This window comes from Amycolatopsis rhabdoformis (assembly GCF_035918295.1).
Classification (GTDB): domain Bacteria; phylum Actinomycetota; class Actinomycetes; order Mycobacteriales; family Pseudonocardiaceae; genus Amycolatopsis; species Amycolatopsis rhabdoformis.
The window spans coordinates 3,661,973-3,674,396 of record NZ_CP142149.1; the positions used below are offsets into that span (position 1 = coordinate 3,661,973).

10 protein-coding genes are annotated in these 12,424 nt (G+C 73.2%); 6 read left to right on the forward strand and 4 right to left on the reverse strand.

The features are described 5' to 3' along the window. Positions 1 to 77 precede the first annotated feature (77 nt). Positions 78 to 1,568: an amidase gene (locus tag VSH64_RS16720; RefSeq protein ID WP_326836529.1), complete on the forward strand. Its 1,491-nt coding sequence runs from the start codon at positions 78 to 80 to the stop codon at positions 1,566 to 1,568. On the opposite strand, the gene VSH64_RS16725 is transcribed toward VSH64_RS16720, so the two are convergent. From VSH64_RS16725 to VSH64_RS16735, 3 genes are all read right to left on the reverse strand, one after another. Continuing rightward, positions 1,565 to 2,422 carry an MmyB family transcriptional regulator gene (locus VSH64_RS16725; RefSeq protein WP_326836530.1) on the reverse strand — a complete coding sequence of 286 codons (858 nt, stop codon included), beginning with the start codon at positions 2,420 to 2,422 and terminating at the stop codon, positions 1,565 to 1,567. The two genes, VSH64_RS16720 and VSH64_RS16725, sit on opposite strands and share 4 nt — an antisense overlap. A gap of 143 nt (positions 2,423 to 2,565) precedes the next feature. Beyond that, a complete protein-coding gene (locus tag VSH64_RS16730) occupies positions 2,566 to 3,744 on the reverse strand; it encodes an LLM class flavin-dependent oxidoreductase (RefSeq protein ID WP_326836531.1) in 1,179 nt (392 codons plus the stop codon). A 29-nt stretch (positions 3,745 to 3,773) separates the two neighbouring features. Then, positions 3,774 to 5,264 carry an aldehyde dehydrogenase gene (locus tag VSH64_RS16735; RefSeq protein ID WP_326836532.1) on the reverse strand — a complete coding sequence of 497 codons (1,491 nt, stop codon included), beginning with the start codon at positions 5,262 to 5,264 and terminating at the stop codon, positions 3,774 to 3,776. A 282-nt stretch (positions 5,265 to 5,546) separates the two neighbouring features. Here VSH64_RS16735 and VSH64_RS16740 point away from each other — a divergent pair, with 282 nt between their 5' ends. Further along, a complete protein-coding gene (locus tag VSH64_RS16740) occupies positions 5,547 to 6,569 on the forward strand; it encodes an AraC family transcriptional regulator (protein ID WP_326836533.1) in 1,023 nt (340 codons plus the stop codon). Positions 6,570 to 6,650: 81 nt separating this feature from the next. On the opposite strand, the gene VSH64_RS16745 is transcribed toward VSH64_RS16740, so the two are convergent. After that, positions 6,651 to 7,166 carry a flavin reductase family protein gene (locus VSH64_RS16745; RefSeq protein ID WP_326836534.1) on the reverse strand — a complete coding sequence of 172 codons (516 nt, stop codon included), beginning with the start codon at positions 7,164 to 7,166 and terminating at the stop codon, positions 6,651 to 6,653. A 143-nt stretch (positions 7,167 to 7,309) separates the two neighbouring features. On the opposite strand from VSH64_RS16745, the gene VSH64_RS16750 reads away from it, so the two are divergent. The 4 genes from VSH64_RS16750 (at position 7,310) to VSH64_RS16765 (ending at position 12,339) form a co-directional block, all read left to right on the forward strand. Continuing rightward, positions 7,310 to 8,539, forward strand: a complete 1,230-nt coding sequence (locus VSH64_RS16750; RefSeq protein WP_326836535.1) for a CaiB/BaiF CoA transferase family protein — start codon at positions 7,310 to 7,312, stop codon at positions 8,537 to 8,539. A gap of 10 nt (positions 8,540 to 8,549) precedes the next feature. After that, entirely contained in the window at positions 8,550 to 9,455 is a 906-nt protein-coding gene (locus VSH64_RS16755; RefSeq protein ID WP_326836536.1) for a hydroxymethylglutaryl-CoA lyase, read from the forward strand. 101 nt (positions 9,456 to 9,556) lie between these two features. Further along, a complete protein-coding gene (locus VSH64_RS16760) occupies positions 9,557 to 10,807 on the forward strand; it encodes a bifunctional 3,4-dihydroxy-2-butanone-4-phosphate synthase/GTP cyclohydrolase II (protein ID WP_326836537.1) in 1,251 nt (416 codons plus the stop codon). A 95-nt stretch (positions 10,808 to 10,902) separates the two neighbouring features. Then, entirely contained in the window at positions 10,903 to 12,339 is a 1,437-nt protein-coding gene (locus VSH64_RS16765) for an alpha/beta hydrolase (protein WP_326836538.1), read from the forward strand. Positions 12,340 to 12,424: the final 85 nt, after the last annotated feature.

A 12,424-nucleotide genomic window follows, 5' to 3' on the forward strand; every position in this document is an offset into this window, starting at 1 on the left:
AGAGCCGACTTCCCCGATCGCGCCACGATAGCCGGGTGAACCGCTAACGTCGGGCGCCAAGTGCCCGGGAGGACCACGTGGACGGAAACCTGCTATCGGCGAACCGGCTCGCCGCGGCTCTGCGGGCCGGCGAGGTCTCGGCCGTCGAGCTGGCCGAGTCGGCGATCGCGCGCATCGGGAAGTACGACGGCGCCGTGAACGCGATCTGCGTGCCCGACTTCGACCGCGCGCTCGACGCCGCTCGCGAAGCCGACGCCGCGCGCGCCCGCGGCGAGGACGGCCCGCTGCTCGGCGTGCCGATCACCGTGAAGGAGTCGTACAACGTGGCCGGCCTGGCGACCACGTGGGGCATGCCACCGTTCGCGGGGTTCGTCCCGAGCCAAGACGCGCTGCCGGTCGCCCGGCTCAAAGACGCCGGGGCGGTGCTGCTCGGCAAGACCAACGTGCCGCTCGCGCTCGGCGACCTGCAGTCCTACAACGACCTCTACGGCACCACCGCCAACCCGTGGGATCTCGGCCGCACGCCCGGTGGGTCGTCCGGGGGTTCGGCGGCCGCGCTCGCGGCCGGCTTCGGCGCGCTGTCGCTCGGTTCGGACATCGGCGGCTCGCTGCGCACCCCGGCGCACTTCTGCGGGGTCTACGCGCACAAGCCATCGCTGGGCCTGCTGCCGTCGCGGGGCCACACGCCGCCGCCCGCACCGGCGCTGCCGACCGACATCGACCTGGCCGTGATCGGCCCGATGGCGCGCAGCGCCGCCGACCTGGGGGTGCTGCTCGACCTGCTGGCCGAGCCCGATCCGCTCACGCTCGGCGTCGCCTACGACCTGCGCCTGCCGCCGGCCCGCCACGACCGGCCGGCCGACTTCCGCGTGCTCGTGCTCGACGAGCACCCGGACATCCCCACCTCGGCGGGCGTGCGCGCCGGGATCGGCCGCGTGGCCGAGGTGCTCACCGCCGCCGGCGCCCGCGTGGACCGCGGCAGCGCGCTCGTGCCCGACCTCGCCGAGTCCGCGCGCCTCTACCTGCGGCTGCTGTTCGCCGTGTTCGGCACGACCTTCCCGGCCGAGCTGTACGACCGGTTCGGCGAGCTGCTCGCGGACCTGGCACCCGGCGACGACAGCCTGGCCGCCGCCCGCGTGCGCGGCACCCGGCTGACTCACCGCGACTGGTTCGCGGCCGACCAGGTCCGCGAACGCCACCGCCACGCCTGGCGCGCGGTGTTCGCCGAGTACGACGTGGTGGTCTGCCCGCCCTCGCCGACCCCCGCGTTCCCCCACGACCAGTCGCCGCACCAGGACCGGCGGCGCCTGCTGGTCGACGGCGTCGAGCACCCCTACGGCGACCAGATCGTGTGGGCCGGCGTGGCCACGCTGCCCGGGCTGCCGGTCACGATCGTGCCGACCGGCCTCGACGACTCGGGACCGCACCGCACCGGCCTGCCGGTCGGGGCCCAGCTCATCGGGCCGATGTTCGAGGACCGCACGCCCCTGCGCCTGGCCGAGCTGCTGGAACCCGAGCTCGGCGGCTTCGTCGCACCCGACCTGGAGCGGACGGCCGGCACCGCCTAACCCGGCGGCGCCATCGATTCGAACTCGAGCGCGCCCAGCAACGCCAGGCGCGCGGCCGACTCGGTGCCCGGTCGCGCCGTGCAGACGACGATCCGCAGGTCACCGTGGCGGGTCACCAGCACGTCGCGGTCGAGGTCGAGCCGGCCCACGTCGGGGTGCACCACGGTGAGGCACGCCGGCTGCCGGCACAGGCCGTCGGCACCCGGGGTGTCCCACCGGCTGCGGAACCCGTCGCTCATCGAACCCATCCGGTCGACGAGCGCGGCCAGCTCCGGGTCACTCGGGTACCGCGAGTACGCGAGCCGCAGGTCGGCGACCAGCGAGGCCTCGTAGTCGTCGCGCTCCTCCGCGGTGAGCACCGTGCGGCTCGGGCTGCCGGTGAAGTGGCGCCACACGGCGTTGCGCTCGTCGTCGCGGGCCGCGGGCTCGCCGAGCAGCGCGACCCACGGCCGGTTCCACGCGATGAGCGTCCACATCGCGTCGTGCACGGCGATCGGGTGGTCGTCGAGGCGTTCGAGGAGCCGGCGGGTGCTTTCGGGCACCAGCCGGCCCACGCGGCCGCCGCCCAGCTCGTGGCCGGCCAGCCGGAAGAGCCGCTCCTGCTCGGCGTCGGACAGATGCAGCGCCCTCGCGAGCGCCACGCACACCTGCACCGGAGGCGCCGACGCGCGGCCCTGCTCCAGCCGCACCACGTGGTCGACCGCGAGCCCGGCCAGCACGGCCAGCTCCTCGCGCCGCAGGCCACGGGCTCGTCGCGGCCCGTGCACCGGCAGGCCGGCCCGGCCGGGTACCAGCCGTTCCCGCCAGCCCCGCAGCGTCGACGCCAGCTCGTCCGGGCCAGTCACACCGTCCATCCTCGCAAAATTCGGCCGGTGAGCCTACCGCCGCTTTTCGCAAGCCCGAAAGCGCGTTCGGCTCCGGGCGGGTCCGCCACCCGCCCGGAACCACCTGGCCCACGGGGCATTCCGTACGCCAGGACGCGCTCGGCGGACCGGGGTCAGTGGCGCAGACCGGCCTGCTTCAGCAGCGGCATCACGTTGTCGCCGAAGTACTTCAGCTCCTCGTTGTAGTCGATGAGGCCGAAGATCATGCCTTCCATGCCGGCCTCGTTGAGGGCGCCGAGCTCCTCGGTCACCTGCTCCGGCGTTCCCACGATCGGGTAGCCGCCCCAGCCGGCGATGAAGCGCTCCTGCATCTCCTTCACCGCGTGGTCGAACGACTGGCTCGCGCCCGACCCGGCGATCTTGATGACGTTGCCCGCGGCACCCCAGTCGCCCTCGTCGACGACCTGCTGGAAGGCGCGCTTGGCCTCTTCCTCGGTGTCGCGGCACACGACCAGGCCGTACGTCATCACCTTGATGTCGCGCTGGTAGTCGTCGCGGGCCTTGGCCTTGACCTTCGCGGTGTAGGCCTTGATGTTCTCGAGCGTGTCGAGCGAGGCGAAGTTGATGTCCACGTTGCGGGCGGAAAACTCGATGCCCGCCGGCGAGTTGCCCGCGTTGAGCAGCGCCGGGCGCGGGGCCTGGTGCGGCTTGGGGTAGGCCTCCACGTCGTTGCCCTGGAAGTACTTCGAGGCGACGTCGAACGAACCTTCCTCGGTCCACAGCCGGATGGCGTAGTCGATCCACTCCTGGCCGAAGGCGTAGCGCTCGTCGTGCTGGCGCTGCTCGCCGCCGAACATCTCCATCTCCGGCGGCACCCAGCCCATCACCAGGTTGAGCGCGAAGCGTCCGCCCGAGATGTGGTCGATCGTGGTGGCGGCCTTGGCCGCGACGATCGGGTGCACGGTCGGCAGGTGCGAGGTCGACGCGATGGCGATCCGCTCGGTCGCCTCGGCCAGGCCGGCGGCCCAGGCGTAGGTCTCGAAGCAGTTGCCGTTGAAGTTGGTCGAGCCGCCGAAGCCCTTCCAGCGCGCCACCGGCACGAGCACGTCGAAGCCGAGGGTGTCGGCGCGCTGCGCGATCTCGCGGGTGTGCTCCCAAGTGATCTTGTACGTGCTCGGGGCGTGGCTCATGATCAGCCCGTAGGAGCAGTTGGTGCCGAACAGGCCGAGCTTCATCTTCTGGTCGCCGAACAGCGGGTTCGTCTCGGCCCGGTCCACCAGCGGCCGGGTCTCCTCGGCCGGGCGCGGGTCGGTGGGGGCGAGGCCGAGGCGTTCGTTGGCGGTCATCGTCATGGGTGTCTCCTTCGCGGAATGGGGGTCGCTCAGCCGAGCTGGAAGGGGTCGCGGGTGCCGCCGGTGAGCTCGACGAACACGGACTTGTTCTCCGTGTACTCGTTGATCGCGTCGACGCCGTTCTCGCGGCCGATGCCGGAGGCGCCGTAGCCGCCGAAGGGCATGTTGGGCGCGATCACGCGGTAGGCGTTGATCCACACGGTGCCCGCGCGCAGCTTCGCGGCCACGCGGTGGGCGCGGTGCACATCCTTCGTCCACACGGCGCCGGCCAGGCCGTAGGGCGTGTCGTTGGCGAGCTTGAGGGCCTCGTCCTCGTCGTGGAACGGGTAGACGGCCAGCACCGGGCCGAACACCTCCTCGCGCACGATGGTGTTCTCCGCCGTCACGCCGGTGACCACGGTCGGCTTCACGAACAGGCCGCCGCGCGCCGCGTCGGGCTCGCCGCCACAGGCGAACGTGGCGCCCTCGGCGGCCGCGCCCTGCAGGTAGCCGAGCACCTTCTCGTACTGCGGCCGGTTGGCGACCGGGCCCATCTCGGTGGCGGCGTCGGTCGGGTCGCCGAGCTTGATGGCGTTGGCCCGGGCCACGACCTTCTCCACCAGCGCGTCGTGCACGTCGGCGTGCACGATCAGGCGCGAGCCGGCCATGCAGGTCTGGCCGGTGGCGGCGAACACGCCCGCGACCAGGCCGTTGGCAGCGGCGTCGAGGTCGGCGTCGGCGAACACGACCTGCGGCGACTTCCCGCCCAGCTCCAGCGTCACGCGGTTGAAGTTCGCCACGGCGGCCTGCGCCACCTTGGCACCGGTGGCCGACGAGCCGGTGAACGCGACCTTGTCGATGCCCGGGTGCTTGGCCAGCGCCTCGCCGGTGGCACGGTCCCAGCCGGTGACGACGTTGAGCACGCCGGCGGGCAGCCCGGCCTCGTGCAGCACCTCGGCGAACGCGACGGTGGAGGCGGGCGCGTGCTCCGACGGCTTGACCACCATCGTGCAGCCGGCGGCCAGCGCGGGCGCGAGCTTGAACGTGAGCAGCAGCAGCGGCGAGTTCCACGGCGTGATGGCGCCGACCACGCCGACCGGTTCGCGCCGGGTGTAACCGAAGTAGTTCGGGTTGACCGGCGGCACCGTGCGGCCCTCGATCTTGTCGGCCAGGCCGGAGAAGTAGTAGTACCACTGCGGCAGGGCCTTGAGCTGCCCGAGCATCTCGCGCAGCAGCTTGCCGGAGTCGTTCACCTCGAGGCGGGCGAGGCGCTCGGCGTTGGCCGCGATCGCGTCGCCGCAGCGGCGGATGATCGCGGCCCGCTCGAAGCCGGTCATCGCGCCCCATTCGCCTTCGAACGCGGCGCGGGCCGACGCGACGGCTTCGTCCACGTCTTCGGGCCCGCCGTCCGCGAGCCGGGCCCACGGCTTGCCCGCGTACGGGTTCTGCGATTCGAACGTGCGGCCCGAGCGGGCGGCCACGGACTTGCCGTGGATGAAGAGCTTGAGGTCCTCGAGCGGCGGCGCTGAGGTGGTCGTCATCGACCTCTCCTTCGGTACGGGGGGCGGGCGCCTGGCGATGCCGGGAAACGCTAGGGATCGGGCGCCGCCCGCCGATATCCCCGGACGGCAGCACCTGAGCCGCTCAGCGCGAGCGCGCCCGAGACGAGAAGCACACCTGCGCGGGCAGCACTGCACTGTGCGGATAGCGCCACGCGCTCGTGGGCTAGTAAGGGCTCGTCCGGCGACCTAGGGTCGAGCTGCGTGGAGCACCCGCCCCGGCGGCGGCGCTCCCCCGGACTCGACGACACGAGGAGGTGTCGGATGGTCGCCCGTTCCGAGAACGGCGAAGACGGCGGCGGCGCGGACATCGCGCCGCTGTCCCGCTACCGGGTGCTGGGCACTCGGTCGCTGGAAGAGGCCCGCGACGCGGTGACCAGGGTTTATCTGGACCACGACCTGACGGTGCCCGGCAACGAGCTCGACATGACGCTCAACTCCACGACCGACCGCGTGTTCACGATCGGTTACCTCAGCTACCGGTCGTGCGCGAAGCTCGTGATGCCGCCGACCGAGGACTGCTACCACGTGAACCTCACGGTGCGCGGGCGCACGGACGCCGACCGCACCGACGGCGGCCGCGCCACCACCCGGGCGCGGGCGGCCGGCGTGGTGCTGCTGCCCGACCAGGAGAACACCGTGCGCTGGTCGCCCGAGGCGGAGCAGCTCATCCTCAAGATCGGGCGGCGCACGCTGGAGAACCACCTCGGCGAGCACCTCAACCGGCCGATCGACGAGGTGCTGGATTTCGACTTCGGCATCGACTTCACCACGCCCGCCGGCAGCACGCTGCTCTCGTCCGTGGAGTTCCTCGCCCGCGAGCTCGACCGTCCCGGCGGTCTCGCGGACATGCCGATCGCGCGCGAGCAGCTCGAAGCGTTCGTGATGACGCAGGTGCTGCACGCGGGCCGCCACCAGTTCACCGACGACCTCACCGCGCCCGACGATCCGGTGCGCCAGAGCCGGCTCGGCCCGGTGATCGAGTACATGGAGGCCCACGCCGACGAGCCGCTCACCCCGCAGGAGCTGGCGAAGGTCGGCTGCATGAGCGTGCGCACATTGCACGCCACGTTCCAGCAGGTGCTCGGCGAATCGCCGATGAACCACCTGCGCCGCATCCGGCTCGACCACGTGCGGGCCGAGCTGCTGCGGTGCGACCCCGGGCTCACCCGGGTCACCGACATCGCGCTGCGCTGGGGGTTCTTCCACCAGAGCCGGTTCGCGCAGCAGTACCGGGAGCGCTTCGGCGAGCTGCCGCGCGAGACGCTGCGGGCGATGTCGGCCTGAGCCGGGGTCGGGCGGCCGGGGCTGTCGGTCCCGCTACCGGTCCGGCTGCTGGTTCCGCGACCGGTCCGGCTGCCGGTTCCGCTACTGGTCCCGGTCACGCCCGGTGATGCCGTAGGCGCCGCGGTGGAACAGCAGCGGCGTGCGGGAGGCATCCGCGCCCAGCGCGCGGACCCGCGCGGCGACGATCGTGTGGTCGCCGCCGGCGTACTCGTGTTCCAGCGTGCAGTCGATCCACGCGGACACACCGTCGAGCACCGGCGCGCCGGACGGGGCCGGCCGCCACTGCACCCCGGCGTACTTGTCGGTGCCGGACCGGGCGAACGCGGTGCTCAGCTCCGCGTGGTCCTCGGCGAGCACGTTCACGCAGAACAGGCCGGCGGCGCGGATCTTCGGCCAGCTCGTGGACGAGCGGGCCGGCGCGAACGACACCAGCGGCGGGTCGAGCGAGAGCGAACTGAACGACTGGCAGGTGAAGCCCGCCGGCCCGTCCGGTGTCAGCGCCGTGACGACCACGACGCCGGAGGCGAAGTGCCCGAGGACCTCGCGCATGTGCGTGGGCTCGACCTGCGGCAGCTCGGTGGGAGTCCGGTTGTCCATGCGCCGCAACGCTAAACGCGCCGGCGGTCCGGCACCATCCGCCGACCGCGGGGGAATAGCCGCGGCGCGCGGTGCACGGGACGGATAGTGCGCCGCCCCGATCGGATAGCTCGCCGCGCGCCCGCGTTCCTACGGTGTGCGTCGTGTCCACCACCCCTGCCAACCCCGCTGCCACGGCCGGCGCGCTCGCCGGCGTCCGCGTGCTCGAGCTCGGCACGCTCATCGCCGGGCCGTTCTGCGGCCGGCTGCTCGCCGACCACGGCGCCGACGTGATCAAGCTCGAAGCCCCCGACCGGCCCGACCCGCTGCGGGTGTGGGGCCAGGCCGAGCTCGACGGGCACCACTTCTTCTGGACCGTGCACGCCCGCAACAAGCGCTGCGTCACGCTCGACCTGCGCCGCCCCGAGGGCCGGGAGCTGTTCCTGCGTCTGGCCGACACCGTCGACGTGGTGGTGGAGAGCTTCCGCCCCGGCACGCTCGAACGCTGGGGCCTCGGCTACGACGTGCTCGCCGGACGCAACCCCGGGCTGATCCTCGCCCGGGTCTCGGGCTACGGCCAGACCGGCCCGCACGCCGAGCGGCCTGGGTACGCGTCGGTGGCCGAGGCCGTGGGCGGAATGCGTTACCTCAACGGCTTTCCCGGTGGCCCGCCGCCGCGCGCGGCCCTGTCGCTCGGCGACTCGCTCGGCGGGATGTTCGCCGCCCACGGGGTGCTCGCGGCCCTGCACGCGCGCGGGAGCACCGGGCGCGGGCAGGTCGTGGACGTCGCGCTGGCCGAGGCGTGCCTCGCGATGCTCGAGTCGGTGATCCCGGACTACGACGCCACCGGGCTGGTGCGGGAGCCTTCGGGCACGCGGCTCGACGGCCTCGCGCCGTCGAACCTCTACCGCTGCGCCGACGACCGCTGGATCGTGATCGCCGCCAACCAGGACACCGTGTTCGCGCGGCTGTGCACGGCGATGGGCCGCGAGGACCTCACCACCGACGCGCGCTTCGCGACCCACGTGGCCCGCGGGCGCAACCAGGACCAGATCGACGCGCTGGTCGGCGAATGGGCCGCGCGCCACGACTCGGCCACGCTCACCGCGGTGCTCGAAGCCGCCGGTGTGGTCGTCGGGCCGGTCGCGACGGTCGCCGACGTGGTCGAGAACCCGCAGTTCCGCGCGCGGGACATGCTGCTGCCGCACTTCGACGAAGGGCTCGGCAAGGAGGTGCTCGGGCCCGGTGTGATGCCGGTGCTCAGCGGCACGCCGGGTGCGGTGCGCTGGGCCGGGCCCGCGCGTCCGGGCGAGCACAACACGGAGGTCTACACCGGACTGCTCGGCCTCACCGGCGCCGAGCTGGCCGCGCTCACCGAAGCCGGCATCGTCTGAAAGGCCGTCAATGTCCACTGTAGACATCCGGGAAGTCGGGCTGCGCGACGGGTTGCAGCTCGAAGCACCGATCTCCCTGGAAGAAAAGCTGGCGATCCTCGACGCCGCGGTCGCCACCGGGGTGCGGCGCGTGGAGGTGACGTCCTTCGTCTCCCCCACCGCCGTGCCCGCGCTCGCCGACGCCGAGCAGCTCGTGGCCGAGCTCGGCCGGTGGCCCGAGCCGGCGTTCTCGGCGCTGGTGGCCGGGCGCGGCGGCGCGCGCCGGGCGGTGGCGGCGGGGATGGCCGATCTGGAGTACGTGATCTCCGCGTCCGACGGACACAGCCTCGCCAACGCGCGCCGGACCACCGACGAGGCCGTGGCCGCCGTGCCCGACATCGCGCGGCTCGCGCACGACGCGGGCGGGCGGCTCGAAGCGATCCTCGCCGTGGCGTGGGACTGTCCCTTCGACGGACCCACCGCGGTGAGCCGCACCGTCGACCTCGCCCGGCGGGCGGTCGATCTCGGCGCCGACGAGCTGTGTTTCGGCGACACCATCGGCACGACCGTGCCGGGCCGGGTCACCGAGCTGCTGGGCCGGGTGCGTGAGGCTTGCCCGGACGTGGAGCTCGGCGTGCACTTCCACAACACGCGCGGCGCCGGGCTCGCGTGTGTGCTCGCCGCGCTGCAGGCCGGCGTCACGAAGATCGACGCGTCGGCCGGCGGGCTCGGCGGCTGCCCGTTCGCGCCCGGCGCGAGCGGGAACATCGCCACCGAGGAGGTGGTGTACCTGCTCGAAGAGTCCGGTGTGGACACCGGCGTCGACCTCGGCAAGGTGCTCGAAGCCGCGGCCGTGGTGGAACGCGCGGTGGGCCACGCGCTGCCGAGCAACCTCTATCGCGCGGGCGGGCCGAACCGGCCCCGCGGGCGCGGCTGACCGATACGCACAACGGCCATTGCACTGCGGGTTGCGGCTATCCCGGCCGCCGCGGTCCTCGTAGCCTCACGCCACGCCCACCGACCTCTCAGGAGCCGACGATGACCCAGCTCTCCACCCCGGCCGGCCTGCCCTCGACGCTCGCGGTGCAGCGAGCGGTCGCGGCGCTCGCGGCGGGCCGGATGATCGTGGTCACGGACGCGGCCGACCGGGAGGACGAGGGTGATCTCGTGCTGCCCGCGGCCACGGCCGACGCCGCGCAGCTCGCGTTCGTGGTGCGCCACACCACCGGCATCGTGTGCGCACCGATGACCGCGGAGCGCGCCGACGCGCTGCGCCTGCCGCCGATGGTCGAGGACAACACCGACGCGCACGGCACCGCGTTCACGGTCACGGTGGACCACGTCGGCAGCGGCACCGGCGTGTCGGCGGCGGATCGGGCGAAAACGCTGCGCGCGCTCGCGGCGCCGGACACCCCGCCCGGTGAGCTGCGCCGGCCGGGGCACGTGTTTCCGTTGCGCGCCAGGGAAGGCGGGGTGCTGGTGCGGGCCGGGCACACCGAGGCGGCCGTGGACCTGCTGCGCCTGGCCGGACAGGAGCCGGTGGGCGTGATCGGCGAGATCGTGGCGCCCGACGGCTCGATGTGCCGCGGCGAGCGGCTGGCGCGGTTCGCCGCCGAGCACGACCTGCCGGTGCTCGCGATCGCCGACCTGGTGCGCTACCGGCGGGCCACCGAACGGCTCGTGGAGCACGTCGCCACCTCTGCCATGCCGACGGTGTTCGGCGACTTCCGCGCCGTGGCCTACCGCTCCACCACCGATGGCACCGAGCACCTCGCCCTCGTGCACGGCGACGCGGCCGCCGCGAGCCGCGGCCCGCGTGGCGCCCTGGTGCGGGTGCACAGCGAATGCCTCACCGGGGACATCATCGGCTCGCTGCGGTGCGACTGCGGTGCACAGCTCGAACAGGCCCTGCGCGCGATCGCCGCCGAAGGCGCGGGCGCCGTGGTGTACCTGCGTGGCCACGAGGGCCGCGGCATCGGGCTGGCGCACAAGATCCGGGCGTACGCGCTGCAGGAAACCGGCCTCGACACCGTGGACGCGAACACCGCGCAGGGGCTGCCGGTGGACTCGCGGTCCTACGGTGTCGGCGCGCAGATCCTCGCCGACCTCGGCATCACGCGCCTGCGGCTGATCACCAACAACCCGGCGAAATACGGCGGTCTCGACGGCTACGGCCTCGAGATCGTGGACCGCGTGGCCCTGCCCGCCGCCGCGACCGCGCACAACCTGCGATACCTGCGCACGAAGCAGCAGCGGCTCGGTCACGCGCTGGACGTGGACGCCGGCTGAGCCGTTACCGAACCAGTACGCGCCGCGCACCGCCCGCGCACACCGGCCCGACACGCTCGGTCCCGACGAAGATCGGCGACGGGAAGGCGGACAGGGTGTTCAAGAGTGCGGCCGTGGTGCTGGCGGTGTCGGCGGTGCCGTTCACGACGGCGGTGGTGTCGCCGCCGGCGCAGGGTTTGCAGTGGCAGCAGTGCGCGAAGATCGCCGAGGGCTGGACCGGTGGCGCCACGAGCGAGTGCACGACCGTGCGGGTCCCGCTCGACTACGACCACCCCGAAGGCCGGCAGCTCACGCTCGCCCTCAGCCGCGTCCGCGCGAGCGACCCGGTGCACCGCCGGGGCGTGGTGCTGGTGAACCCCGGCGGGCCGGGCGAGCAGGGCACGACCTTCCCCGACGACCTCGCCGGCTCCGAGCTGGCCGCCGCCGCGCGCACCCACGACCTGATCGGGTTCGACATCCGCGGCACGGACTACAGCGACAAGATCCTGTGCCCGGAGCTGGATCCGGTGAACGTGCCCCGGCCGCCGGCCGGCGATTCGGCCGAGCAACGGTTCAAGGCCCAGGCCACGACCGTGGCCGACCGGCTGCGGACCTGTGCCACGAAGGATCCCGAGCTGGCCCGGTCGATGACCACGGCGAACATCGCGCGTGACCTGGACACGATCCGCCGGGCGCTCGGCGAGGAGAAGATCTCGTACTTCGGCAACTCCTGGGGCACGGCGCTCGGCGCGACCTACCGCGGCCTGTTCGACACGCACGTGGACCGGATGCTGCTCGACTCCGAGCTGGCGCCGGGGCAGGCGGTCGCGCACGCGGACGACCAGACCGCCGCGTCGGAGGCCCACTTCGACGACTTCACGCGCTGGCTCGCCGAGCGGGACGCGACCTTCGGGTTCGGCGGCACCGCCGCGACCGTGTCGCGGAACCTGCTCGCGTTGCGCGGCCGGCTGGCGGACCAGCCGCTGGACGGGGACCGGGACGACCAGTGGGCCAACGCGCGGTTCCTCGCCCCGATGGCCGACTGGGTCACGGCCGCCGACGCGCTCGTCGCGGCCCGCGACGGCAAACCGGCGACCACCACTGCGGCCGCTTCACCGGCCGAGCCGGTCGGCAACGGGTTCGACGTCGGGTACCGCGACGGGGAGATCGGCTTCGTCCTGGCCGCCGTGAACTGCAACGACGCCGCCGGCGCCCGCGACATCGACCAGGCCTGGGCGCACGGGCTCGAACTCACCGCCCGCTACCCCGTGGCCGGCTACCAACCGGGCGGCGACGCGCGGTGCGCCGGCTGGCCGTTCACGGCTCGGCCCACCCAGCCGGTGCGCGGTCGGTCCCCGCTGCAGCTGGTGGGCCACGCGTTCGAGACCAACACGCCGTTCCCGTGGGCTCGGGAGATGCAGGCGAAGATCGGCGGCTCGCTGCTGACCGTGGAGGACGACGTGCACTCGTCGTTCGTGCGGATCCCGTGCGGAGCACAGGGCTCGCGGTTCCTCGAAACCGGTGCCACGTCGAACGGTACCTGCGCCGGATAGTCCTTTGTGGACTCCCGTGGGTACCCACGACGTGGAGTGGCAGCACCCCCGGCGGACTTCGATCATGGTCACCGGGGGTTCCACC

What these genes read in the sequence shown, in the direction of transcription:
- VSH64_RS16725 (WP_326836530.1), bottom strand. Translation starts at nt 2,422, where the DNA reads ATGGACGGTGTGACTGGCCCGGACGAGCTGGCGTCGACGCTGCGGGGC.
- VSH64_RS16730 (WP_326836531.1), bottom strand. Translation starts at nt 3,744, where the DNA reads ATGACGATGACCGCCAACGAACGCCTCGGCCTCGCCCCCACCGACCCG.
- VSH64_RS16735 (WP_326836532.1), bottom strand. Translation starts at nt 5,264, where the DNA reads ATGACGACCACCTCAGCGCCGCCGCTCGAGGACCTCAAGCTCTTCATC.
- VSH64_RS16740 (WP_326836533.1), top strand. Translation starts at nt 5,547, where the DNA reads ATGGTCGCCCGTTCCGAGAACGGCGAAGACGGCGGCGGCGCGGACATC.
- VSH64_RS16745 (WP_326836534.1), bottom strand. Translation starts at nt 7,166, where the DNA reads ATGGACAACCGGACTCCCACCGAGCTGCCGCAGGTCGAGCCCACGCAC.
- VSH64_RS16755 (WP_326836536.1), top strand. Translation starts at nt 8,550, where the DNA reads ATGTCCACTGTAGACATCCGGGAAGTCGGGCTGCGCGACGGGTTGCAG.
- VSH64_RS16760 (WP_326836537.1), top strand. Translation starts at nt 9,557, where the DNA reads ATGACCCAGCTCTCCACCCCGGCCGGCCTGCCCTCGACGCTCGCGGTG.